The organism is Leclercia sp. W17 (genome assembly GCF_003336325.1).
GTDB lineage: Bacteria > Pseudomonadota > Gammaproteobacteria > Enterobacterales > Enterobacteriaceae > Enterobacter.
Genome location: NZ_CP031101.1, coordinates 171,004 through 196,213 on the forward strand (window position 1 = coordinate 171,004; position 25,210 = coordinate 196,213).

A 25,210-nucleotide genomic window follows, 5' to 3' on the forward strand; every position below is an offset into this window, starting at 1 on the left:
CAGGAGCACACGCTGTGACCACTTCAACGAAAACCATTCTGACTGCAGCCCACTGGGGGCCGATGCTGGTCGAGACCGACGGCGAGACGGTGCTGTCATCCCGCGGCGCGTTGCCGACAACGTATCCCAACTCCTTGCAGACCGCGGTGCGCGACCAGGTGCACAGCAAAACGCGCGTGCGTTGGCCGATGGTGCGTAAGGGGTTTCTCGCCTCGCCGGATAATCCGCAGGGGGTGCGCGGGCAGGATGAGTTTGTGCGCGTCAGCTGGGATGAGGCGCTGACGCTTATCGATGCGCAGCATAAACGTATTCGCCAGAGCTATGGCCCATCGTCCATTTTCGCCGGTTCGTACGGCTGGCGTTCCAATGGCGTGCTGCACAAAGCCGCTACCCTGCTCCAGCGCTATATGAGCCTGGCGGGCGGCTATACCGGCCATCTGGGGGACTACTCCACCGGTGCGGCGCAGGCCATCATGCCGTATGTGGTGGGCGGCAACGAAGTGTATCAGCAGCAGACCAGCTGGCCGCTGGTGCTGGAGCACAGCGAGGTGGTGGTGCTCTGGAGCGCCAACCCGCTCAACACCCTGAAAATTGCCTGGAACGCCAGCGACGAGCAGGGCATCCCCTATTTCGACGCGCTGCGTAAAAGCGGCAAGCGCCTGATCTGCATTGATCCGATGCGCTCCGAGACCATGGATTTCTTTGGCGAGCGCGCCGAGTGGATCGCCCCGCATATGGGCACCGATGTGGCCATGATGCTCGGCATCGCCCATACGCTGGTTGAGAACGGCTGGCAGGATGAAGCGTTTCTTGCCCGCTGTACCTCCGGGTATGAAAAGTTTGCCGATTACCTGCTCGGAACGACGGACGGTATCGCCAAAACCGCCGAGTGGGCTGCCGAAATTTGTGGCGTTCCGGCAGATAAAATTCGTGAACTGGCGGCGTTGTTCCACAATAACACCACCATGCTGATGGCGGGGTGGGGGATGCAGCGCCAGCAGTTTGGTGAGCAAAAACACTGGATGCTGGTCACCCTCGCGGCGATGCTCGGCCAGATTGGTACGCCGGGTGGCGGCTTTGGCCTGTCGTATCACTTTGCCAATGGCGGTAACCCGACCCGTCGTGCGGCGGTGCTGGCCTCAATGCAGGGCTCGGTCAAGGGCGGTACCGACGCGGTGGATAAGATCCCGGTCGCCCGCATTGTGGAAGCCCTGGAAAACCCCGGCGGTTTTTATCAGCACAACGGCCTGGATCGCCACTTCCCGGATATTCGCTTTGTCTGGTGGGCAGGTGGGGCCAACTTTACCCATCATCAGGACACCAACCGCCTGATCCGCGCCTGGCAGAAGCCGGAGCTGGTGGTGATCTCCGAATGTTTCTGGACGGCGGCGGCGAAGCATGCCGATATCGTGCTGCCGGCGACCACCTCGTTTGAACGTAACGACATGACCATGACCGGCGACTACAGCAACCAGCATATGGTGCCGATGAAGCGGGTCGTACCGCCGCGCGATGAAGCGCGTGACGATCTTGATGTGTTTGCCGAACTGAGCGAGCGCTGGGAGCAGGGCGGCGGCGAGCGTTTCACCGAAGGTAAAACCGATCTGGAGTGGCTGGAGACGTTTTATGAGATTGCCGGGCAGCGCGGCGCGGCACAGGGAGTGACCCTGGCACCCTTTGCCGAGTTCTGGGAAGCCAATGCTATCGTTGAAATGCCGGAATCTGAGGAGAACGCCAGGTTCGTGCGCTTCGCGGATTTCCGTCGCGATCCCGAGAGCCATCCGCTTAAAACCGAGAGCGGCAAAATCGTGATTTACTCAGAGCGCATCGCCAGCTTTGGCTATGCCGACTGTCCACCTCACCCGATGTGGCTGGCACCGGACGAGTGGCATGGCAATGCTGAGCCGGGGCAGTTACAAATTCTCTCTGCCCATCCGGCGCATCGTCTGCACAGCCAGTTGAACTACTCTGCCCTGCGCGAGCAGTATGCGGTGGCCGGACGCGAGCCGGTGACGCTGCATCCGGATGATGCGAAAGCGCGCGGCATTGCCGATGGCGACGTGGTCCGCGTCTGGAACCATCGCGGTCAGGTGCTGGCAGGCGCGGTGGTCAGCGAGGGCATTAAGCCGGGGGTGATCTGCATTCATCAGGGGGCATGGCCGGATCTGGATCCTGATAACGACGGGATTTGTAAGAACGGGGCGGTCAACGTGCTGACCAAAGATCTCCCCAGCTCGAAGCTGGGGAATGGCTGCGCGGGAAATACCGCGCTGGCGTGGCTGGAAAAATATCAGGGGCCAGCGCTTACGCTGACGGCGTTTGATCCGCCTGCCAGCTCATAAGCCAGGTTGGGTGTTGGGTATCTTCCTGCCAGGCGCTGTCTTCAATGCGAAAGCCCTGAGCGTGGTAGAAATTCACCGCCCGGCTGTTCTTCTGGTAAACCTCAAGACTTAAGGACGGGTAGCGCTGCTGAACATGTTTTATCAGCGCATGCCCGATCCCTTTGCCCGCAAAGGCCGGATCGACAAACAGCGCGCCGATAAACCGCGATTCCATCACGCTGATAAACCCGCGAAGCTGGCCTTTCTCTTCCCATACCCATGTCTCGGCCGACGGCAGGTAAACCTCTCGCACCACCGCTTTGCTCTCCAGCCAGTATTGCGCATCGATAAACGGATGGGCGACGGTGGTGCTCTCCAGCCAGAGTGCCAGCAGGGGCTCGACATCGTCATTGAGCCATTTGCGGATCATGTTGACCTCCGGGGTGACAGTGGCAGGCGGTGACGTGATCGTTGACCAGTCCGCAGGCCTGCATAAAGGAGTAACAGATGGTGGTGCCCACGAATTTAAAGCCGCGCTTTTTCAGTGCCTTCGACAGGGCATCTGAGGCTGGCGTAGAGGTGGGGATCTCTGCAAGCGTCGCCGCCTGGGTCACCTGCGGGGTGTTATCGACAAAAGACCAGACGAAATCGGAAAAGCGCTCGCCGTTCTCTTCCATCGCCAGATAGGCCCGGGCGTTGCCGATAATGGCTTCGATTTTGCCGCGATGGCGGATAATCCCCGCGTCCAGCACTAACCTGTCGACATCGGCAGAGGTCATCCCGGCGACAAGGACCGGATCAAACTGGTGAAAGGCCTGACGATAGTTTTCCCGTTTTTTAAGCACGGTGATCCAGGATAAACCGGCCTGCTGACCTTCGAGACAGATCATCTCGAATAAATGCTTCCCGTCAGTTTCCGGTACACCCCACTCTTGATCGTGATAGGCGATATAAAGCGGATCCTGGCTAACCCAGCCACAACGTTGCATCGTTTCTCTCCCTATTTGCTCCTGAAATTACAAAAATTTCAATCGACCCGGCTTGACGTGTCACCTAAAGAGACAATAGTTAATACAGGTTGATACGCAACATCCCTCATGTTGCAACCTGGCCTCAATTAAACAAACACAAATGTCGCCGAACTCGGCTCTTCTCTGGAGTCGCTTTGATGATGATAAAAAATATCAGTGGCCGCCATGCCGTGACAGGTATGGCGAGCTTGTTGGCCTGTCTGATTTCAGGCAACACAGCAAACGCCTGGCAACAGGAATATATCGTTTCGGATACAAAAAGTAATACCACCGAGCGTTATACATGGGACGACGATCACCAACCGCGTTATGAGGACATTCTCAAAGAGCGGATCCTCTCCTCGCAGAATACGCCCGGTTTAGCGCTGAATTTACCTGATTCCTCTCCTGTGGAGGCGACCAGCTCAATGAGTGTGGGCTGGAGTATTCCCGTGGCCCGCCGTTTCACGACCGGACCGGTTGCCGCCTGGCACTATGACGGCTCCACGCCCAATATGTACAACGAGTTTGGCGATAGCGTGAACACGCAGTCGTTGATCGACCCGCTGTGGCACGCCAGCGTAAGTACGCTCGGCTGGCGCGTGGACACGCGCGTCGGCGATGTGCGACCGTGGGCGCAAATCAGCTATAACCAGCAGTTCGGTGATAACCAGTGGAAAATGCAGTCCGGCCTGGGACGCCTGATGCCGTCCACCCAATACGGTAACTGGATGGATGTCACCGTCGGGGCCGATATGCTGATCAATCCTTATATGGCGGCCTATGCCTCGATGTCGCAGGCTGAAAATATGACCGCCGGCGAGGATTATCTTTATACCCTCGGCGTCAGCGCCAGATTCTGAATTAGGCACGTAAATCGCCTGTGCAGCACCGGAAGCGAGCCTTCTCCGGTGCGGTTCAGACAGTTGTCCAGGCCATTCATTCCTGATTTTCGGCATTTCATTCCGCGCCCTCTGCATTTCATGCCGTTTTACCCCTGGTAAGGTAAGGTTTTGGATATCGTTGTCAGCAGTGAATTTCCCTTTTTTCTGCTGCAGGACAACTGCCATGAACACTTCAACTTACAACCGCACCCGCTGGCTGACCCTCTTCGGTACTATCGTGACCCAGTTCGCTCTGGGGTCGGTCTATACCTGGAGCCTGTTTAACAGCGCCCTTTCCGACAAACTCAATGCCCCGATAAGCCAGGTGGCTTTCTCCTTTGGTTTGCTGAGCCTGGGCCTGGCGCTCTCTTCGTCCATCGCCGGTAAATTGCAGGAACGCTTCGGCGTGAAGCGCGTCACGATGGCTTCCGGTGTGTTGCTGGGGCTGGGCTTCTTCCTGACCGCATATTCCAACAATCTGATGATGCTGTGGCTGAGCGCTGGGGTGCTGGTCGGGTTGGCAGATGGCGCAGGTTATCTCTTAACCCTGTCGAACTGTGTGAAATGGTTCCCGGAGCGTAAAGGGCTGATCTCCGCCTTTGCCATCGGTTCTTATGGCCTTGGCAGCCTGGGCTTCAAATTTATCGACAGCCAGTTACTCGCCACCGTCGGCCTTGAAAAAACCTTTATGATCTGGGGCGCAATCGTGCTGGTGATGATCCTGTTTGGCGCTACCCTGATGAAAGATGCGCCGCAGCAGGAGGTGCAGACGGTCAATGGCGTAGTCGAGAATGACTTTACGCTGGCCCAGTCGATGCGTAAGCCGCAGTACTGGATGCTGGCTGTGATGTTCCTGACGGCCTGCATGAGCGGTCTGTATGTGATTGGCGTGGCGAAAGATATCGCCCAGGGGATGGTGAAACTGGATGCGGCAACAGCGGCCAACGCGGTAACCATTATCTCTATTGCCAACCTTTCTGGTCGCCTGGTACTGGGGATCCTCTCCGATAAAATTGCCCGTATCCGTGTCATTACCCTCGGCCAGGTGGTTTCACTGGTGGGAATGGCGGCTCTGCTTTTCGCCCCGCTCAACGAAGTGACCTTCTTTGCGGCTATCGCCTGCGTCGCGTTTAACTTCGGCGGCACCATCACCGTCTTCCCGTCGCTGGTCAGTGAGTTCTTCGGCCTGAATAATCTGGCGAAAAACTACGGCGTTATTTATTTAGGTTTTGGTATCGGCAGTATTTGCGGTTCGCTTATTGCTTCGCTGTTCGGCGGTTTTTATGTGACTTTCTGCGTAATATTCGCCTTACTTATCATTTCGCTGGCCCTGTCCACCACTATTCGTCAGCCGCAGCGTGAAGCATTGCAACAAGCGCATGCTTGATTGAAACTCCCTCTAAAGGCCGGATATTCCGGCCTTTTTTGTTTTTGTAGAGTGTAAAGAACAGGCCGTTGGTATGCCATCGGACTTGTTTTTTTGTAAATATTTGCAGGGATCACATTCTCTGCTGCCACTTTTTCTTTTCCCTGTGGTCTACTTACCGCGCTTAAAGACGTTTCTGACAACGTACTCCCAGGCAATGAAATAACCTGTTCACTTTTTGACCAAGAGTGAAGCGGCTCTACTTTACCTTTTTCCAGGTTGCATTAATGAAATATATCAAAGCGATGACGCAACAAAAGCTCAGCTTTTTACTTGCGTTGTACATCGGCCTGTTTATGAATGGCGCAGTTTTTTTCCGTCGGTTTGATGGTTATGCGCAAGACTTTACCGCCTGGAAAGGAATCGCTGCGGTCGTTGAACTGGTTGCCACTGTACTGGTTACCTTCTTTTTACTGCGTTTGCTGTCGCTGTTTGGCCGCCGTGTCTGGCGGGTACTCGCCACGCTGGTGGTGCTGTGCTCGGCGGGTGCCAGCTATTACATGACCTTTATGAACGTGGTGATCGGCTACGGCATTATTGCCTCGGTGATGACCACAGATATCGACCTCTCGAAAGAGGTGGTCGGTTTACACTTTATTCTCTGGCTGGTTTGCGTGAGCATCCTGCCGCTGCTGCTTATCTGGAACAACCGCTGCCGCTATACGTTGTTGCGCCAGCTGCGTACTCCCGGACAGCGCACCAGAAGCGCCGCGGTGGTGGTGCTGGCAGGCTTAATGGTCTGGGGACCTATCCGCCTGCTGGATTTACAGCAGAAGAATGTTGAGCGTACCTCCGGCGTGGATATGCCGAGCTATGGCGGCGTGGTGGCGAACTCTTATCTGCCATCCAACTGGATCTCCGCGCTGGGGTTATACGCCTGGGCGCAGGTGGATGAGTCTTCCGACAATAAATCGCTGATGAATCCGGCGAAGAAATTTACCTATCAGGCGCCTGCAGATCTTGATGACACCTACGTTGTCTTCATTATCGGTGAAACCACGCGCTGGGATCACATGGGTCTTCTGGGCTATGAGCGGGATACCACGCCGAAGCTGGCGCAGGAGAAAAACCTTGTCGCCTTCCGCGGTTACTCATGCGATACCGCGACCAAACTCTCGTTGCGCTGCATGTTCGTGCGTGAGGGTGGGGCGAGCGATAACCCACAGCGGACGCTGAAAGAGCAGAACGTCTTCTCAGTGCTGCGTCAGCTGGGCTTTACCTCCGACCTCTATGCGATGCAGAGCGAGATGTGGTTCTACAGCAACACCATGGCCAATAACATCGCCTACCGTGAGCAGATCGGCGCTGAGCCGCGTAACCGCGGTAAGAGCGTGGACGACATGCTGCTGATCGACGAGATGCAACGCTCGCTGGAGGGCAACCAGGACGGTAAGCATATGATCATCCTGCATACCAAAGGGTCGCACTTTAACTATACCCAGCGTTATCCACGCAGCTTTGCGAAATGGACGCCGGAGTGTAAAGGCGTGGATAAAGACTGCAGTAAACAGCAGTTGATCAACTCCTACGACAACTCGGTGACCTATGTGGATCACTTTATCGACAGCGTGATTGACCAGGTACGCGATAAGAAAGCCATTGTTTTCTATGCCGCCGACCACGGTGAGTCGATTAACGAGAAAGAGCACCTGCACGGTACGCCGCGCAAGATGGCCCCGCCGGAGCAGTTCCGCGTACCGATGATGGTGTGGATGTCTGATAAGTATCTGGAGAACCCGGAGAAAGCCAAAATGTTTGCGCATCTTAAAGCGCAGGCGGATATGAAAGTGGCGCGTCGTCATGTGGAGCTGTACGACACCATTCTGGGTTGCCTCGGTTATACCTCGCCGGACGGTGGAATTAACGAGAATAACAACTGGTGTAAAGTGCCGGACAGCACGGCGAAAGCCGCAAAGTAACAGGTCTGGCGACTTTATAGCCGATCGAAAGGCTTTTGCAAAATAAGGGATTGACGGAGGCAGAGCGTAGCAGTAAGATACGCTCCGCATTCGGCGAGTAGCGCAGCTTGGTAGCGCAACTGGTTTGGGACCAGTGGGTCGGAGGTTCGAATCCTCTCTCGCCGACCACATTCGAAAACCCCGCTCTTTGAGCGGGGTTTTTTGCTTTTACGGGTTACAGTAACACGCCCCATCAGAACGTTATTATTCAAAAGTAATTAAAATAGCGGTTACCGCGCTTTCCCCCTGCCTGTTAACGATTATGTGACATATTCCATTGTATTTTTTTATATATGGAATGATCTTTTTTCGCGTTGCTTATACATAACCTCAGCATTTTCCCCTGTGCGTTTTAACGTTCACGGCATTTAGTGCGCAGATAATCGCCATTCCGTAAGAAAATTTACCCCGGTTGAATAAATGTTAATCACTGGTTGTAGCAGAATGCATAGAGAGTTGTGCTGCATCATGGCGGGTAGCATAAATTTCCCTGCTGAAAATAGGCCCCGGTGGTTTTTTTAATCTTTGTTTGCCAATTCTCACACTTAGCGTAAATCCCCGTCACCTGTATTGACGTTTTCACATTCTGTTGACAGATTGTAGGGCACGAGGGGCATTTCAGGGAGGATCTGCGCTGCAACTCAGTCGCTCTTCTGAAAGGAATCTCCATCCCTTATCACGCCTTAGGGCAACACCGACCAGACCGGGTAAAAAAAAATTAAAGGTCAGGCGGAGTAACACAACAAAAACATCACATTGGAGCAGAATAACAATGAGTATTTCCTTGAAGAAGTCAGGGATGCTGAAGCTTGGTCTGAGCCTGGTAGCCATGACTGTCGCAGCAAGCGTACAGGCAAAAACCCTGGTCTACTGTTCTGAAGGCTCGCCGGAAGGCTTTAACCCACAGCTCTTTACCTCTGGTACAACGTACGACGCAAGCTCTGTACCTATCTATAACCGTCTGGTTGAATTCAAAACCGGTACTACGGAAGTTATTCCGGGTCTGGCAGAGAAGTGGGACATCAGCGAAGACGGCAAGACCTACACCTTCCACCTGCGCCCGGGCGTGAAGTGGCAGGACAGCAAAGAATTTAAACCTACGCGCGACTTTAACGCCGACGACGTGGTGTTCTCCTTTGACCGTCAGAAAAATGCCCAGAACCCGTACCACAAAGTATCCGGCGGCAGCTATGAATACTTTGAAGGGATGGGTCTGCCGGATCTGATCAGCGAAATCAAAAAAGTGGACGACAACACCGTTCAGTTCGTGCTTACCCGTCCGGAAGCGCCATTCCTGGCTGACCTGGCTATGGACTTCGCCTCTATTCTCTCTAAAGAGTATGCGGATAACATGCTGAAAGCTGGCACCCCGGAGAAAGTTGACCTGAACCCAATCGGTACCGGTCCGTTCCAGCTGCTGCAGTATCAGAAAGACTCCCGCATCCTGTACAAAGCGTTTGAAGGTTACTGGGGCACCAAGCCGCAGATCGACCGTCTGGTCTTCTCCATAACGCCTGACGCCTCCGTACGTTACGCCAAGCTGCAGAAGAACGAGTGCCAGGTTATGCCGTACCCGAACCCGGCTGACATCGCGCGCATGAAGCAGGATAAAAACATCAACCTGATGGAGCAGGCGGGTCTGAACGTTGGCTATCTCTCCTTCAACACCGAGAAGAAACCGTTTGATGACGTGAAAGTGCGTCAGGCGCTGACCTACGCGGTGAACAAAGAAGCGATCATCAAGGCCGTTTATCAGGGCGCTGGCGTTGCTGCCAAGAACCTGATCCCACCAACCATGTGGGGCTACAACGACGACGTTAAGGATTACACCTATGACGTTGAGAAAGCGAAAGCACTGCTGAAAGAAGCGGGCCAGGATAAAGGCTTTACCGTTGAGCTGTGGGCGATGCCAGTACAGCGTCCTTACAACCCGAACGCGCGCCGTATGGCCGAAATGGTTCAGGCTGACTGGGCTAAGATTGGCGTTCAGGCCAAGATCGTGACCTACGAGTGGGGCGAGTACCTGAAGCGTGCTAAAGCGGGTGAGCACCAGGCTGTGATGATGGGCTGGACCGGCGACAACGGGGATCCAGATAACTTCTTCGCGACCCTGTTCAGCTGCGCCGCGGCGAAAGATGGTTCTAACTACTCTCGCTGGTGCTACAAGCCGTTTGAAGATCTGATTCAGCCAGCGCGTGCTGCAGAAGATCACAACAAGCGTATCGAACTGTACAAACAGGCTCAGGTTGTCATGCATGAGCAGGCGCCAGCGCTGATCGTGGCTCACTCAACCGTGTACGAACCAGTGCGTAAAGAAGTTAAAGGCTATGTGGTTGATCCACTGGGCAAACACCACTTCGAAAACGTCTCTGTTGAATAATTAAAAGCGTAAGGGGTGCGACAGCACCCCATGCCCGGCGGCGCTGCGCTTGCGCGGGCCTACAAATGTAGGCCGGGTAAGCGCAGCGCCACCCGGCAGTAGTTTTGTGAGCAATACAGACGTCGCGCCTCCAGGCGTACGTCATTAGAGAGAATCCGGGTTATGTTGCAGTTCATCCTCCGACGTCTGGGACTTGTTATCCCCACGTTTATCGGTATCACCCTTCTCACCTTCGCTTTCGTCCATATGATCCCCGGTGACCCGGTAATGATTATGGCGGGCGAGCGTGGCATTTCTCCTGAACGTCATGCACAGCTGTTGGCCGAACTGGGGCTGGATAAGCCGATGTGGCAGCAGTATCTCCACTATATCTGGGGTGTGATGCATGGTGATTTGGGCATTTCGCTGAAAAGCCGTCTTCCGGTGTGGGAAGAGTTCGTACCACGTTTTAAAGCGACGCTGGAGCTCGGTGTCTGCGCCATGATTTTTGCCGTCGCCGTTGGTATTCCGGTGGGCGTGCTGGCTGCGGTGAAACGTGGCTCCATCTTTGATCATACTGCCGTTGGCCTGGCGCTGACCGGCTACTCCATGCCTATCTTCTGGTGGGGCATGATGCTGATTATGCTGGTTTCGGTGCAGCTGAACCTGACGCCTGTCTCAGGGCGCGTCAGCGATATGGTCTTCCTCGATGACACCAATCCGCTGACCGGCTTTATGCTGATCGACACGGCTATCTGGGGTGAAGAGGGCAACTTTATTGATGCGCTGGCGCACATGATCCTGCCTGCGATGGTGCTCGGGACAATCCCGCTGGCGGTCATCGTGCGTATGACCCGTTCGTCGATGCTGGAAGTGCTGGGCGAGGACTATATCCGTACTGCCCGCGCCAAAGGACTGACCCGTATGCGGGTGATCATTATTCATGCCCTGCGCAACGCCATGCTGCCGGTGGTCACGGTTATCGGCCTGCAGGTGGGAACGCTGCTGGCAGGGGCGATTCTGACCGAAACCATCTTCTCCTGGCCGGGTCTGGGTCGCTGGTTGATTGACGCGCTGCAGCGCCGTGACTATCCGGTGGTGCAGGGCGGTGTGTTGCTGGTGGCGACGATGATTATCCTCGTCAACCTGCTGGTCGATTTGCTGTACGGCGTGGTGAACCCGCGTATTCGTCATAAGAAGTAAGGGGCCATCATGTCACAAGTTACTGTAAATAAAGCTGCACCGGTGCCAATGACGCCGATGCAGGAGTTCTGGCACTACTTCAAACGCAACAAAGGCGCGGTGGTAGGGCTGGTATACGTTTCCATCATGATCCTGATTGCCGTGTTTGCGAACGTGCTTGCGCCGCATAACCCGGCGGAGCAGTTCCGTGATGCGCTGCTTGCACCCCCGGTATGGCAGGACGGCGGCACCCTGACGCATCTGCTGGGTACCGATGACGTGGGCCGTGATGTGCTTTCCCGTCTGATGTACGGCGCACGTCTGTCGCTGCTGGTTGGCTGTCTGGTGGTGGTGCTGTCGTTGATCCTCGGCGTGGTGCTGGGCCTGATCGCCGGTTACTTTGGCGGCCTGATTGATAACACCATCATGCGTATCGTCGACATCATGCTGGCTCTGCCAAGCCTGCTGCTGGCGCTGGTGCTGGTGGCGATCTTCGGCCCGTCAATCGGCAACGCCGCGCTGGCTCTGACCTTTGTTGCCCTTCCTCACTACGTGCGATTAACCCGCGCGGCGGTGCTGGTGGAAGTGAACCGCGACTACGTTACCGCCTCTCGCGTGGCGGGCGCTGGCGCGATGCGTCAGATGTTCATCAACATTCTTCCAAACTGCCTTGCGCCGCTGATTGTTCAGGCGTCGCTCGGTTTCTCTAACGCCATTCTCGATATGGCCGCTCTTGGCTTCCTTGGCATGGGTGCGCAGCCGCCAACACCGGAGTGGGGCACCATGCTCTCCGACGTGTTGCAGTTCGCGCAAAGCGCCTGGTGGGTCGTGACCTTCCCGGGTCTGGCGATCCTGCTGACGGTGCTGGCATTTAACCTGATGGGTGATGGTCTGCGTGATGCACTTGATCCCAAACTGAAGCAGTAAGAGGCACGAGATGGCGTTATTAAATGTAGATAAATTATCGGTGCACTTCGGTGACGTAGGCTCCGAGTTTCGCGCCGTAGATCGGGTCAGCTACAGCGTAAATCAGGGTGAAGTGGTCGGCATTGTGGGTGAGTCCGGTTCCGGTAAATCGGTAAGCTCCCTGGCAATCATGGGACTGATTGATTTTCCAGGCCGCGTGATGGCGGAAAACCTGGAATTTAACGGGCAGGATCTGAAGCGCATTTCCGAAAAAGAGCGCCGCAACCTGGTCGGTGCCGAAGTGGCGATGATCTTCCAGGATCCGATGACCAGCCTTAACCCGTGCTACACCGTGGGCTTCCAGATTATGGAAGCTATTAAGGTGCACCAGGGCGGGAACAAGAAAACCCGCCGTCAGCGGGCAATCGACCTGCTGACCCAGGTGGGCATTCCTGATCCGGCCTCGCGTCTGGATGTCTATCCGCACCAGCTCTCCGGTGGGATGAGCCAGCGCGTGATGATCGCCATGGCGATTGCCTGTCGGCCAAAACTGCTGATTGCCGATGAACCGACAACCGCGCTGGACGTGACCATTCAGGCACAGATCATCGAGCTGCTGCTGGAGTTACAGCAGAAAGAGAACATGGCGCTGATCCTGATCACCCATGACCTGGCGTTAGTGGCCGAAGCCGCGCATAAAATCATCGTGATGTACGCCGGGCAGGTGGTTGAAACCGGCAATTCGCACGATATCTTCCGTGCACCGCGTCACCCCTATACTCAGGCCCTGCTGCGCGCACTGCCGGAATTTGCCCAGGATAAGGCGCGCCTGGCGTCACTGCCGGGCGTGGTGCCGGGTAAATATGACCGCCCGACCGGTTGTCTGCTGAACCCGCGCTGCCCGTATGCCACGGAGAAATGTCGCGTTGATGAGCCGGCGCTGAACACCGTGGACGGCGGCCGCCAGTCTAAATGTCACTACCCACTTGATGACGCCGGGAGGCCGAACTATGAGTACGCATGAGGCCACCATGAAACAGCCGCTGCTGCATGCTATCGATCTGAAAAAACACTACCCGGTGAAGAAGGGGCTGTTTGCCCCGGAACGTCTGGTTAAAGCACTGGATGGCGTCTCCTTTACCCTCGAGCGCGGTAAGACATTAGCGGTGGTGGGTGAGTCCGGCTGCGGGAAATCCACGCTGGGTCGCCTGCTGACCATGATTGAAACCCCGACCGGGGGCGAGCTGTACTATCAAGGGCAGGATCTGCTGAAGCACGATCCCGACGCGCAGAAGCTGCGTCGCCAGAAAATCCAGATTGTCTTCCAGAACCCTTATGGTTCGTTGAACCCGCGTAAAAAAGTGGGGCAGATTCTGGAGGAGCCATTGCAGATCAACTCCACGCTGAGTAAAGAGCAACGTCGCGAGAAGGCGCTGGCGATGATGGCGAAAGTGGGGCTCAAGACCGAGCACTATGATCGCTATCCGCATATGTTCTCCGGCGGTCAGCGTCAGCGTATCGCTATCGCCCGTGGTCTGATGCTCGACCCGGATGTGGTGATCGCCGATGAACCGGTCTCCGCGCTGGACGTTTCCGTCCGTGCGCAGGTGCTGAACCTGATGATGGATCTGCAGCAGGATTTAGGCCTGTCGTACGTCTTCATCTCGCACGATCTGTCGGTGGTGGAACATATCGCGGATGAAGTGATGGTGATGTATCTGGGCCGCTGTGTGGAGAAGGGGACGAAAGATCAGATCTTTAATAACCCGCGCCATCCGTATACCCAGGCGTTGCTCTCTGCGACCCCGCGTCTGAACCCGGATGACCGCCGGGAGCGTATTAAGCTGACCGGCGAACTGCCAAGCCCACTCAATCCGCCGCCGGGGTGTGCATTCAACGCCCGCTGCCGCCGCCGTTTTGGGCCGTGCACCCAGCTGCAACCGCAGTTGAAAGACTACGGCGGACAACTGGTGGCCTGCTTTGCGGTGGACCAGGACGAAAATGGTGAGAAGCCTCACGCATAAGTGAAAAAAAACCGGCGAATTCGCCGGTTTTTTATTGGTTTGCGGGACGCTATTTCCGTAAACGGATTTGATCGACAGCATGCTTTTCGCTCTTGGTGAGGATCAGGCTGGCCCGCTCGCGCGTTGGCAGAATGTTCTCTTTCAGGTTCACATAGTTGATCTCATTCCACAGTGCGGTCGCCACGTTGACCGCCTCCTCTTTCGAGAGCTGGGCGTAGTTGTGGAAGTAGGAGTCAGGATCGGTAAACGCCCCTTCGCGGAACTTCAGGAAGCGGTTGATGTACCAGCTTTGCAGTAAATCTTCCGGGGCATCGACATAAATAGAGAAGTCGACAAAGTCGGAGACAAAGACATGATGCGGGTCATGAGGATAGTCCATCCCGCTTTGCAGAACGTTTAACCCTTCCAGAATCAGAATGTCCGGCTGAACCACGGTTTTGTCCCCGTCAGGGATACGGTCATAAATCAGGTGCGAATAGACCGGGGCCGTGACGTTCGGCACGCCGGATTTCAGATCCGAAACGAATTTCACCAGACGGTGCATATCATAAGAGAGCGGGAAGCCTTTCTTCTTCATCAGACCGCGCTCTTTTAACACCTCGTTAGGGTGCAGGAAGCCGTCGGTGGTGATCAGCTCAACGCTACGATGCTCTGGCCAGCGGCTCAGCAGCGCCTGCAGTACGCGCGCGGTGGTGCTTTTACCCACGGCCACGCTGCCGGCAATACTGATGATATAAGGAATGCGCTGCCCGTTAGTCCCGAGGAACTGTTCCAGCACGGCCTGTCGACGAAGGTTGGAGCTGATATAGAAATTCAGCAAACGTGACAGAGGCAAATAAATTTCAGCCACTTCTTCAAGCGACAGGTCTTCGTTTATCCCTTTTAACCGTGCGATTTCGCCTTCCGTTAAGGTCATCGGGACGGAGTCACGCAGAGCAGCCCACTGGCTGCGGCTAAACTGGAGATAAGGCGTCATTAACGTTTGCTCTTTTTTGCTCATAAGCATGCTTGAGTGAGCCATCGCATCCCACAACAGAGGCTGGGTAGGGGGGAGTGGCACATCATTGATTAGTTAATTTTGGACAATGGGCAGGAGGTTAACACCAGATGAGCCGAATAATAAGAAAAAAAGTGGCCCCGTGTTGCGTTAAGCGGGAATCGTCACAGACCGGGTTTGAGCCCATTACGGGACAGCATATGGTGAATATTTGCACGCGTCTGCCTGAAAATACAGCGTTATTCACTCTTCTAGCACAAAATGTGAGCGAAAGAACAATTTATGCAAATTTTTAGTTGCATGACCGCCCATGTCTCCATAGAATGCGCGCTACTTGATGCCGACTTAGCTCAGTAGGTAGAGCAACTGACTTGTAATCAGTAGGTCACCAGTTCGATTCCGGTAGTCGGCACCATCAAGTCCGGTGGGGTTCCCGAGCGGCCAAAGGGAGCAGACTGTAAATCTGCCGTCACAGACTTCGAAGGTTCGAATCCTTCCCCCACCACCACTTTCTGGCAGCGTTAACGCCGCCGGAGTTGGTTGAAAAAATTAACCAGCTCGAACTTAAAAAGAGAGAAATCTCTTTTTTTGTTACAGAAAGAACTGGGTAGCCGAGTTTCAGGATGCGGGCATCGTATAATGGCTATTACCTCAGCCTTCCAAGCTGATGATGCGGGTTCGATTCCCGCTGCCCGCTCCAATACGTGCTGATATGGCTCAGTTGGTAGAGCGCACCCTTGGTAAGGGTGAGGTCCCCAGTTCGACTCTGGGTATCAGCACCACTTCACTTCTCCCTCCCATTTCTCTCTGTTTCAATTTAAATGTATTCAACAGTTCAGGCATTTCGCCTGGTTGATGTGGTGATATCACCGATTTATCCGTGTCTTAGAGGGACAATCGATGTCTAAAGAAAAGTTTGAACGTACAAAACCGCACGTTAACGTCGGTACTATCGGCCACGTTGACCATGGTAAAACAACGCTGACCGCTGCAATCACTACCGTTCTGGCAAAAACCTACGGTGGTTCTGCTCGCGCATTCGACCAGATCGATAACGCACCAGAAGAAAAAGCTCGTGGTATCACCATCAACACTTCTCACGTTGAATACGACACCCCGACTCGCCACTACGCACACGTAGACTGCCCAGGCCACGCCGACTATGTTAAAAACATGATCACCGGTGCTGCGCAGATGGACGGCGCGATCCTGGTTGTTGCTGCGACTGACGGCCCAATGCCTCAGACCCGTGAGCACATCCTGCTGGGTCGTCAGGTAGGCGTTCCTTTCATCATCGTGTTCCTGAACAAATGCGACATGGTTGATGACGAAGAGCTGCTGGAACTGGTAGAAATGGAAGTTCGTGAACTGCTGTCTCAGTACGATTTCCCAGGCGACGATACCCCAATCGTTCGTGGTTCTGCTCTGAAAGCGCTGGAAGGCGAAGCTGAGTGGGAAGAGAAAATCATCGAACTGGCTGGCTACCTGGATTCTTACATCCCGGAACCAGAGCGTGCTATCGACAAGCCGTTCCTGCTGCCAATCGAAGACGTATTCTCCATCTCCGGTCGTGGTACCGTTGTTACCGGTCGTGTAGAGCGCGGTATCATCAAAGTTGGTGAAGAAGTTGAAATCGTTGGTATCAAAGATACTGCGAAATCTACCTGTACTGGCGTTGAAATGTTCCGCAAACTGCTGGACGAAGGCCGTGCTGGTGAGAACGTTGGTGTTCTGCTGCGTGGTATCAAACGTGAAGAAATCGAACGTGGTCAGGTTCTGGCGAAGCCAGGCTCAATCAAGCCACACACCAAGTTCGAATCTGAAGTGTACATCCTGTCCAAAGACGAAGGCGGCCGTCATACTCCGTTCTTCAAAGGCTACCGTCCACAGTTCTACTTCCGTACTACTGACGTGACCGGTACCATCGAACTGCCAGAAGGCGTTGAGATGGTAATGCCAGGCGACAACATCAAAATGGTTGTTACCCTGATCCACCCAATCGCAATGGACGATGGTCTGCGTTTCGCAATCCGCGAAGGCGGCCGTACCGTTGGCGCGGGCGTGGTTGCTAAAGTTCTCGGCTAATTGCTGATAACATTTGACGCAATGCGCATGAAAAGGGCATCATTTGATGCCCTTTTTGCACGCTTTCACATCAGAACCTGGCTCATCAGTGATTATTTTTGTCATAATCATTGCTGAGACAGGCTCTGCAGAGAGCGTATAATCCGAAAAGCGAATTAGCATTTCGATTTGGTTTGCCTCGCGCTCGCGGGGTGAAAATGTTTGTAGAATACTTCTGACAGGTTGGTTTATGAGTGCGAATACCGAAGCTCAAGGGAGCGGGCGCGGCCTGGAAGCGATGAAATGGGTAGTAGTAGCCGTATTGTTGATCGTAGCAATCGTGGGCAACTACCTTTATCGTGACATGATGCTGCCGCTACGCGCGCTGGCAGTGGTAATTCTGATTGCTGCAGCGGGTGGTGTCGCGCTGTTGACGACCAAAGGTAAAGCGACCGTTGCTTTTGCCCGCGAAGCGAGAACGGAAGTCCGTAAGGTCATTTGGCCGACTCGCCAGGAAACATTGCACACCACGCTGATTGTAGCTGCGGTTACCGCTGTAATGTCACTGATCCTGTGGGGACTGGATGGTATTCTGGTTCGCCTGGTATCCTTTATCACTGGCCTGAGGTTCTGAGATGTCTGAAGCCCCTAAAAAGCGCTGGTACGTCGTTCAGGCGTTTTCCGGTTTTGAAGGCCGCGTAGCAACGTCGCTGCGTGAGCATATCAAATTACACAACATGGAAGAGTTGTTTGGTGAAGTTATGGTTCCGACCGAAGAAGTGGTCGAGATCCGTGGCGGCCAGCGTCGCAAAAGCGAGCGCAAATTCTTCCCGGGTTACGTGCTTGTTCAGATGGTGATGAACGACGCAAGCTGGCACTTAGTGCGCAGCGTACCGCGCGTAATGGGCTTTATCGGCGGCACGTCTGACCGTCCGGCGCCAATCAGCGATAAAGAAGTTGATGCGATTATGAACCGCCTGCAGCAGGTTGGTGATAAGCCGCGTCCGAAAACGCTGTTTGAACCGGGTGAAATGGTACGTGTTAATGACGGTCCGTTTGCTGACTTTAACGGTGTGGTTGAAGAAGTGGACTACGAGAAGTCCCGCCTGAAAGTTTCTGTTTCTATCTTCGGTCGTGCGACCCCGGTAGAGCTGGACTTCGCTCAGGTAGAAAAAGCCTAAGCAGCGATCAAAAAAGCGACGATTTAAACGTTGCACAGGGCGCGAGATTGGAATACAATTTCGCGCCTTTTGTTTTTATGGATGCAATCCGTAAAACGAATTTTATCACGGGGAGCCTCCTTGAGGCGCTATAACCCAATCAGAGGATTTTAGAATGGCTAAGAAAGTACAAGCCTACGTCAAGCTGCAGGTTGCAGCTGGTATGGCGAACCCAAGTCCACCAGTTGGTCCAGCTCTGGGTCAGCAGGGTGTGAACATCATGGAATTCTGTAAAGCGTTCAACGCAAAAACCGAATCCCTGGAAAAAGGTCTGCCAATCCCAGTCGTAATCACTGTTTACGCTGACCGTTCTTTCACTTTCGTTACCAAGACCCCGCCGGCAGCAGTTCTGCTGAAAAAAGCGGCTGGTATCAAGTCTGGTTCCGGCAAGCCGAACAAAGACAAAGTAGGTAAAATTTCCCGCGCTCAGCTGCAGGAAATCGCGCAGACCAAAGCTGCCGACATGACTGGTTCCGACATTGAAGCGATGACTCGCTCCATCGAAGGTACTGCACGTTCCATGGGCCTGGTAGTGGAGGACTAAGAAATGGCTAAACTGACCAAGCGCATGTCCGTGATCCGTGACAAAGTTGATGCGACCAAACAGTACGAAATCAACGAAGCTATCGCTCTGCTGAAAGAACTGGCTACCGCTAAGTTCGTTGAAAGCGTTGACGTTGCTGTAAACCTCGGTATCGACGCTCGTAAATCTGATCAGAACGTACGTGGTGCAACTGTACTGCCACACGGTACTGGCCGTTCCGTTCGCGTAGCCGTATTTGCCCAAGGCGCAAACGCTGAAGCTGCTAAAGCTGCAGGCGCTGAGCTGGTAGGTATGGAAGATCTGGCTGACCAGATCAAGAAAGGCGAAATGAACTTTGACGTTGTTATCGCATCTCCAGATGCAATGCGCGTTGTTGGCCAGCTGGGCCAGGTTCTGGGCCCACGCGGCCTGATGCCAAACCCGAAAGTGGGTACTGTAACTCCTAACGTTGCTGAAGCGGTTAAGAACGCTAAAGCAGGTCAGGTTCGTTATCGTAACGACAAAAACGGCATCATCCACACCACCATCGGTAAAGTGGACTTTGAAGCTGACAAACTGAAAGAAAACCTGGAAGCTCTGCTGGTTGCGCTGAAAAAAGCAAAACCAACTCAGGCGAAAGGCGTGTACATCAAGAAAGTTAGCATCTCCACCACCATGGGTGCAGGTGTTGCAGTTGACCAGGCTGGCCTGAGCGCTGCTGCAAACTAATACCTTTACGTGGGCGGCGAATTTGTCTACAATCTTCGCCCACGTTTGCTAACTCAGGTTAGCGGGTAACCGAATTGTTCGTTGGAGCCTGGCCTATCCAGGCCTCCGTCGAAGACCGCAGGTGTTTCGTAAGAGACTTAATCCCCTGCGTAGACGGTGACAGAACGCTAAGATTATTTTTTGATACTCTGGCTTGTTTCTGCTCACCGTATTTAGACGCTCTTCCCGTTGGGAAGAGTGAAGTGAGTTCCAGGGCATGAGCCCTGGCAAACATCCAGGAGCAAAGCTAATGGCTTTAAATCTTCAAGACAAACAAGCGATTGTTGCTGAAGTCAGCGAAGTAGCCAAAGGCGCGCTGTCTGCAGTAGTTGCGGATTCCCGTGGCGTTACTGTAGATAAAATGACTGAACTGCGTAAAGCAGGTCGTGAAGCTGGCGTTTACATGCGTGTTGTTCGTAACACCCTGCTGCGCCGCGTAGTTGAAGGTACTCCTTTCGAGTGCCTGAAAGACACGTTTGTTGGTCCAACCTTGATTGCATACTCTATGGAACACCCGGGCGCTGCTGCTCGTCTGTTCAAAGAGTTCGCGAAAGCGAATGCAAAATTCGAGGTTAAAGCTGCAGCCTTTGAAGGTGAGTTGATCCCGGCATCGCAAATCGATCGCCTGGCAACCCTGCCGACCTACGAAGAAGCAATTGCACGCCTGATGGCAACCATGAAAGAAGCTTCGGCTGGCAAACTGGTTCGCACTCTGGCTGCTGTTCGCGATGCGAAAGAAGCTGCTTAATAGCAGTCCTCTTTATCAAGTATTCGCTTACGTATAAACTTATTCTGATTTTCAGGAACAATTTAAATGTCTATCACTAAAGATCAAATCATTGAAGCAGTATCCGCTATGTCCGTAATGGACGTTGTAGAACTGATCTCTGCAATGGAAGAAAAATTCGGTGTTTCCGCTGCTGCTGCTGTAGCTGTAGCTGCTGGCCCGGTTGAAGCTGCTGAAGAAAAAACTGAATTCGACGTAGTTCTGAAAGCTGCTGGCGCGAACAAAGTTGCTGTAATCAAAGCAGTACGTGCTGCAACTGGCCTGGGTCTGAAAGAAGCTAAAGACCTGGTAGAATCTGCTCCAGCTGCGCTGAAAGAAGGCGTGAGCAAAGACGACGCAGAAGCACTGAAAAAATCTCTGGAAGAAGCTGGCGCTGAAGTTGAAGTTAAATAAGCCAACCCTTCCGGTTGCAGCCTGAGAAATTAGGCTGATGGCTGGTGACTTTTTGGTCACCAGCCTTTTTGCGCTGTAAGGCGCCAGTAGCGTTTCACACTGTTTGACTGCTGGTTGTCCTGACAATGCTTGTTTCTATCGACGACTTAATATACTGCGACAGGGTGCTCGCTCTGGGTAAATCGCAATGAAATGGTTTAAGCGTGATAGCAACAGGCATTGCGGAAAGTGTTCGATTTTCCGATCAACAAAATGGTGTTGCACAAACTGTCCGCCAATGGACAGATGGGTCGACTTGTCAGCGAGCTGAGGAACCCTATGGTTTACTCCTATACCGAGAAAAAACGTATTCGTAAGGATTTTGGTAAACGTCCACAAGTTCTGGACATTCCATATCTCCTTTCTATCCAGCTTGACTCGTTCCAGAAGTTTATCGAGCAAGATCCTGAAGGGCAGTACGGCCTGGAAGCAGCCTTCCGTTCCGTATTCCCGATTAAGAGCTACAGCGGTAACTCCGAGCTGCAATACGTCAGCTACCGCCTTGGCGAACCGGTATTTGACGTTCAGGAATGTCAGATCCGTGGCGTGACCTACTCGGCACCGCTGCGCGTTAAACTGCGTCTGGTGATCTACGAGCGCGAAGCGCCGGAAGGCACCGTTAAAGACATCAAAGAACAAGAAGTCTACATGGGCGAAATTCCGCTCATGACCGACAACGGTACTTTCGTTATCAACGGTACTGAGCGTGTTATCGTTTCCCAGCTGCACCGTAGCCCGGGCGTCTTCTTCGACAGCGATAAAGGTAAAACGCACTCTTCCGGTAAAGTACTGTATAACGCGCGTATCATTCCTTACCGTGGTTCCTGGCTGGACTTCGAGTTCGATCCGAAAGACAACCTGTTTGTCCGTATCGACCGTCGTCGTAAACTGCCTGCGACCATCATTCTGCGTGCGCTGAACTACACCACTGAGCAGATTCTGGATCTGTTCTTTGAGAAAGTTGTCTTTGAAATTCGCGACAACAAGCTGCAAATGGAACTAGTGCCAGAGCGTCTGCGTGGTGATACCGCGTCGTTCGACATCGAAGCCAACGGCAAAGTGTATGTGGAAAAAGGCCGCCGTATTACTGCGCGCCACATCCGTCAGCTGGAAAAAGATGAAATCAAACACATCGAAGTTCCGGTTGAGTACATTGCTGGCAAAGTTGCAGCAAAAGACTACGTTGATGCATCTACTGGCGAGCTGATCTGCCCAGCGAACATGGAGCTGAGCCTGGATCTGCTGGCTAAGCTGAGCCAGTCTGGCCACAAGCGTATCGAAACGCTGTTCACCAACGATCTGGACCACGGTCCGTACATGTCCGAAACCGTACGTGTCGACCCAACCACCGATCGTCTGAGCGCGCTGGTAGAAATCTACCGCATGATGCGCCCTGGTGAGCCACCAACTCGCGAAGCGGCTGAAAGCCTGTTCGAGAACCTGTTCTTCTCCGAAGACCGCTACGATCTCTCCGCGGTTGGTCGTATGAAGTTCAACCGTTCTCTGCTGCGTGACACGATCGAAGGTTCCGGTATCCTGAGCAAAGAAGACATCATCGAAGTGATGAAGAAGCTCATCGATATCCGTAACGGTAAAGGCGAAGTGGACGATATCGACCACCTCGGCAACCGTCGTATCCGTTCCGTAGGCGAAATGGCGGAAAACCAGTTCCGCGTTGGCCTGGTACGTGTAGAGCGTGCGGTGAAAGAGCGTCTGTCTCTGGGCGATCTGGATACCCTGATGCCTCAGGATATGATCAACGCCAAGCCGATCTCCGCAGCAGTGAAAGAGTTCTTTGGTTCCAGCCAGCTGTCTCAGTTTATGGACCAGAACAACCCGCTGTCTGAGATCACGCACAAGCGTCGTATCTCTGCACTCGGCCCAGGCGGTCTGACCCGTGAGCGCGCAGGCTTCGAAGTTCGAGACGTACACCCGACCCACTACGGTCGCGTATGTCCAATCGAAACGCCTGAAGGTCCAAACATCGGTCTGATCAACTCCCTGTCCGTGTACGCACAGACGAACGAATACGGTTTCCTCGAGACCCCGTATCGTAAAGTGACTGACGGTGTTGTAACCGACGAAATTCACTACCTGTCTGCTATCGAAGAAGGTAACTACGTTATCGCCCAGGCGAACACCAACCTGGACGAAGAAGGTCGCTTTGTTGATGACCTCGTTACCTGCCGTAGCAAAGGTGAATCCAGCTTGTTCAGCAACGACCAGGTTGACTACATGGACGTTTCCACCCAGCAGGTGGTTTCCGTCGGTGCGTCCCTGATCCCGTTCCTGGAACACGATGACGCCAACCGTGCATTGATGGGTGCGAACATGCAACGTCAGGCGGTTCCGACTCTGCGCGCTGATAAGCCGCTGGTTGGTACCGGTATGGAACGTGCTGTTGCCGTTGACTCCGGTGTAACTGCAGTTGCTAAACGTGGCGGTACCGTTCAGTACGTGGATGCATCCCGTATCGTTATCAAAGTTAACGAAGACGAGATGTACCCAGGCGAAGCGGGTATCGACATCTACAACCTGACCAAATACACCCGTTCTAACCAGAACACCTGTATCAACCAGATGCCTTGCGTATCTTTGGGTGAGCCAGTTGAGCGCGGCGACGTGCTGGCAGACGGTCCGTCCACCGACCTCGGTGAACTGGCGCTCGGTCAGAACATGCGCGTAGCGTTCATGCCGTGGAACGGTTACAACTTCGAAGACTCCATCCTCGTCTCCGAGCGTGTGGTTCAGGAAGATCGTTTCACCACTATTCACATCCAGGAACTGGCCTGTGTGTCCCGTGACACCAAGCTGGGGCCAGAAGAGATCACCGCTGACATCCCTAACGTGGGTGAAGCTGCGCTCTCCAAACTGGATGAATCCGGTATCGTTTACATCGGTGCGGAAGTGACCGGCGGCGACATTCTGGTTGGTAAGGTAACGCCGAAAGGTGAAACCCAGCTGACGCCAGAAGAGAAACTGCTGCGCGCGATCTTCGGTGAGAAAGCGTCTGACGTTAAAGACTCTTCTCTGCGCGTACCGAACGGTGTTTCCGGTACGGTTATCGACGTACAGGTCTTTACTCGCGATGGCGTAGAAAAAGACAAACGTGCGCTGGAAATCGAAGAGATGCAGCTGAAGCAGGCTAAGAAAGACCTGTCTGAAGAGCTGCAGATCCTTGAAGCTGGCCTGTTTGGTCGTATCTACGCGGTGCTGGTTTCCGGTGGTGTTGAAGCTGAGAAGCTCGACAAGCTGCCGCGTGACCGCTGGCTGGAACTGGGCCTGGCCGACGAAGAGAAACAAAATCAGCTGGAACAGCTGGCTGAGCAGTATGACGAACTGAAACACGAGTTCGAGAAGAAACTCGAAGCGAAACGCCGCAAAATCACTCAGGGCGACGATCTGGCACCAGGCGTGCTGAAGATTGTTAAGGTTTATCTGGCCGTTAAACGTCAGATCCAGCCTGGTGATAAGATGGCGGGTCGTCACGGTAACAAGGGTGTTATCTCTAAGATCAACCCGATCGAAGATATGCCTTACGATGAAAACGGCACGCCGGTAGACATCGTACTGAACCCACTGGGCGTACCGTCTCGTATGAACATCGGTCAGATCCTCGAAACCCACCTGGGTATGGCTGCGAAAGGTATCGGCGACAAGATTAACGCCATGCTGAAACAGCAGCAGGAAGTCGCGAAACTGCGCGAATTCATCCAGCGTGCGTACGATCTGGGTACCGACGTTTGCCAGAAAGTCGACCTGAACACCTTCAGCGATGAAGAAGTGATGCGTCTGGCTGAAAACCTGCGTAAGGGTATGCCAATCGCAACGCCAGTCTTCGATGGTGCGAAAGAGTCTGAAATCAAGGAACTGTTACAGCTGGGTGGCCTGCCAAGTTCTGGCCAGATCACTCTGTTCGACGGTCGTACCGGTGAGCAGTTCGAGCGCCAGGTAACCGTTGGCTACATGTACATGCTGAAACTGAACCACCTGGTTGATGACAAGATGCACGCGCGTTCTACCGGTTCTTACAGCCTGGTTACTCAGCAGCCGCTGGGTGGTAAGGCACAGTTCGGTGGTCAGCGCTTCGGGGAGATGGAAGTGTGGGCGCTTGAAGCATACGGCGCAGCATACACCCTGCAGGAAATGCTCACCGTTAAGTCTGATGACGTGAACGGTCGTACCAAGATGTATAAAAACATCGTGGACGGCAACCATCAGATGGAACCGGGCATGCCAGAGTCCTTCAACGTACTGTTGAAAGAGATTCGTTCGCTGGGTATCAACATCGAACTGGAAGACGAGTAACTCTCGCTCAAACAGGTCACTGGTGTCGGGGTAACTCCCGA

20 protein-coding genes and 5 tRNA genes are annotated in these 25,210 nt (G+C 54.0%); 22 read left to right on the top strand and 3 right to left on the bottom strand.

The window, feature by feature from the left end; genetic code table 11:
• The first annotated feature begins 62 nt into the window (after positions 1-62).
• The gene (locus tag DVA44_RS00840) at positions 63-2,342 is read left to right on the top strand and encodes a molybdopterin guanine dinucleotide-containing S/N-oxide reductase (protein ID WP_246843646.1); all 2,280 of its coding nucleotides are present in this window, start codon (positions 63-65) and stop codon (positions 2,340-2,342) included.
• Here the strand turns inward: DVA44_RS00840 and DVA44_RS00845 are convergent.
• Both DVA44_RS00845 and tag read right to left on the bottom strand, forming a co-directional pair.
• Positions 2,305-2,751 carry an N-acetyltransferase gene (locus DVA44_RS00845; RefSeq protein WP_114385545.1) on the bottom strand — a complete coding sequence of 149 codons (447 nt, stop codon included), beginning with the start codon at positions 2,749-2,751 and terminating at the stop codon, positions 2,305-2,307. The genes DVA44_RS00840 and DVA44_RS00845 overlap by 38 nt on opposite strands.
• Entirely contained in the window at positions 2,729-3,310 is a 582-nt protein-coding gene (gene tag / locus DVA44_RS00850) for a DNA-3-methyladenine glycosylase I (protein ID WP_114385546.1), read from the bottom strand. The genes DVA44_RS00845 and tag overlap by 23 nt, the downstream gene beginning before the upstream one ends.
• 179 nt (positions 3,311-3,489) lie before the next feature.
• On the opposite strand from tag, the gene DVA44_RS00855 reads away from it, so the two are divergent.
• The 9 genes from DVA44_RS00855 (at position 3,490) to dppF (ending at position 14,070) form a co-directional block, all read left to right on the top strand.
• Complete coding sequence (locus DVA44_RS00855) at positions 3,490-4,194, top strand: autotransporter domain-containing protein (RefSeq protein ID WP_103824367.1); 705 nt, start codon at positions 3,490-3,492, stop codon at positions 4,192-4,194.
• Between the two features lie 205 nt (positions 4,195-4,399).
• A complete protein-coding gene (locus DVA44_RS00860) occupies positions 4,400-5,602 on the top strand; it encodes an MFS transporter (RefSeq protein ID WP_103824368.1) in 1,203 nt (400 codons plus the stop codon).
• Positions 5,603-5,868: 266 nt separating this feature from the next.
• On the top strand, positions 5,869-7,560 hold the full coding sequence (gene eptB, locus DVA44_RS00865; RefSeq protein ID WP_103824369.1) for a kdo(2)-lipid A phosphoethanolamine 7''-transferase: 1,692 nt from the start codon (positions 5,869-5,871) through the stop codon (positions 7,558-7,560).
• A gap of 91 nt (positions 7,561-7,651) precedes the next feature.
• Positions 7,652-7,728 (top strand) — tRNA-Pro (locus DVA44_RS00870).
• Positions 7,729-8,371: 643 nt separating this feature from the next.
• Positions 8,372-9,979, top strand: a complete 1,608-nt coding sequence (gene dppA, locus DVA44_RS00880) for a dipeptide ABC transporter periplasmic-binding protein DppA (RefSeq protein ID WP_103177792.1) — start codon at positions 8,372-8,374, stop codon at positions 9,977-9,979.
• 162 nt (positions 9,980-10,141) lie between these two features.
• Complete coding sequence (gene dppB, locus DVA44_RS00885) at positions 10,142-11,161, top strand: dipeptide ABC transporter permease DppB (RefSeq protein ID WP_103177793.1); 1,020 nt, start codon at positions 10,142-10,144, stop codon at positions 11,159-11,161.
• 9 nt (positions 11,162-11,170) lie between these two features.
• Positions 11,171-12,067 carry a dipeptide ABC transporter permease DppC gene (gene dppC, locus DVA44_RS00890; protein ID WP_103177794.1) on the top strand — a complete coding sequence of 299 codons (897 nt, stop codon included), beginning with the start codon at positions 11,171-11,173 and terminating at the stop codon, positions 12,065-12,067.
• Positions 12,068-12,077: 10 nt separating this feature from the next.
• Positions 12,078-13,070, top strand: coding sequence for a dipeptide ABC transporter ATP-binding protein (dppD, locus tag DVA44_RS00895; RefSeq protein WP_114385547.1), 993 nt, complete (start codon positions 12,078-12,080; stop codon positions 13,068-13,070).
• Positions 13,057-14,070 (top strand): dipeptide ABC transporter ATP-binding subunit DppF, encoded by a 1,014-nt coding sequence (gene dppF / locus DVA44_RS00900; protein ID WP_114385548.1) that lies wholly within the window; start codon positions 13,057-13,059, stop codon positions 14,068-14,070. The genes dppD and dppF overlap by 14 nt, the downstream gene beginning before the upstream one ends.
• Before the next feature lie 49 nt (positions 14,071-14,119).
• Here dppF and coaA read toward each other — a convergent pair whose 3' ends face one another.
• A complete protein-coding gene (gene coaA, locus DVA44_RS00905) occupies positions 14,120-15,070 on the bottom strand; it encodes a type I pantothenate kinase (protein WP_103177797.1) in 951 nt (316 codons plus the stop codon).
• A 336-nt stretch (positions 15,071-15,406) separates the two neighbouring features.
• On the opposite strand from coaA, the gene DVA44_RS00910 reads away from it, so the two are divergent.
• The 12 genes from DVA44_RS00910 to rpoB all read left to right on the top strand — a co-directional run bounded on the left by DVA44_RS00910 (position 15,407) and on the right by rpoB (position 25,169).
• Positions 15,407-15,482 (top strand) — tRNA-Thr (locus DVA44_RS00910).
• A gap of 8 nt (positions 15,483-15,490) precedes the next feature.
• Positions 15,491-15,575 (top strand) — tRNA-Tyr (locus DVA44_RS00915).
• A gap of 117 nt (positions 15,576-15,692) precedes the next feature.
• Positions 15,693-15,767 (top strand) — tRNA-Gly (locus tag DVA44_RS00920).
• Positions 15,768-15,773: 6 nt separating this feature from the next.
• Positions 15,774-15,849 (top strand) — tRNA-Thr (locus tag DVA44_RS00925).
• Positions 15,850-15,967: 118 nt separating this feature from the next.
• Complete coding sequence (gene tuf, locus DVA44_RS00930) at positions 15,968-17,152, top strand: elongation factor Tu (RefSeq protein ID WP_059307073.1); 1,185 nt, start codon at positions 15,968-15,970, stop codon at positions 17,150-17,152.
• A gap of 229 nt (positions 17,153-17,381) precedes the next feature.
• Positions 17,382-17,765, top strand: a complete 384-nt coding sequence (gene secE, locus DVA44_RS00935; RefSeq protein ID WP_003862342.1) for a preprotein translocase subunit SecE — start codon at positions 17,382-17,384, stop codon at positions 17,763-17,765.
• A 1-nt stretch (position 17,766) separates the two neighbouring features.
• Positions 17,767-18,312: a transcription termination/antitermination protein NusG gene (nusG, locus tag DVA44_RS00940; protein ID WP_003862341.1), complete on the top strand. Its 546-nt coding sequence runs from the start codon at positions 17,767-17,769 to the stop codon at positions 18,310-18,312.
• A gap of 154 nt (positions 18,313-18,466) precedes the next feature.
• On the top strand, positions 18,467-18,895 hold the full coding sequence (rplK, locus tag DVA44_RS00945) for a 50S ribosomal protein L11 (protein ID WP_004097640.1): 429 nt from the start codon (positions 18,467-18,469) through the stop codon (positions 18,893-18,895).
• Positions 18,896-18,898: 3 nt separating this feature from the next.
• Positions 18,899-19,603 carry a 50S ribosomal protein L1 gene (gene rplA, locus DVA44_RS00950; RefSeq protein ID WP_114385549.1) on the top strand — a complete coding sequence of 235 codons (705 nt, stop codon included), beginning with the start codon at positions 18,899-18,901 and terminating at the stop codon, positions 19,601-19,603.
• Positions 19,604-19,892: 289 nt separating this feature from the next.
• Positions 19,893-20,390, top strand: coding sequence for a 50S ribosomal protein L10 (gene rplJ, locus DVA44_RS00960; protein WP_004097644.1), 498 nt, complete (start codon positions 19,893-19,895; stop codon positions 20,388-20,390).
• 66 nt (positions 20,391-20,456) lie between these two features.
• Positions 20,457-20,822: a 50S ribosomal protein L7/L12 gene (gene rplL / locus DVA44_RS00965; RefSeq protein WP_103177800.1), complete on the top strand. Its 366-nt coding sequence runs from the start codon at positions 20,457-20,459 to the stop codon at positions 20,820-20,822.
• A gap of 318 nt (positions 20,823-21,140) precedes the next feature.
• Positions 21,141-25,169, top strand: coding sequence for a DNA-directed RNA polymerase subunit beta (gene rpoB / locus DVA44_RS00970; protein ID WP_103177801.1), 4,029 nt, complete (start codon positions 21,141-21,143; stop codon positions 25,167-25,169).
• Positions 25,170-25,210: the final 41 nt, after the last annotated feature.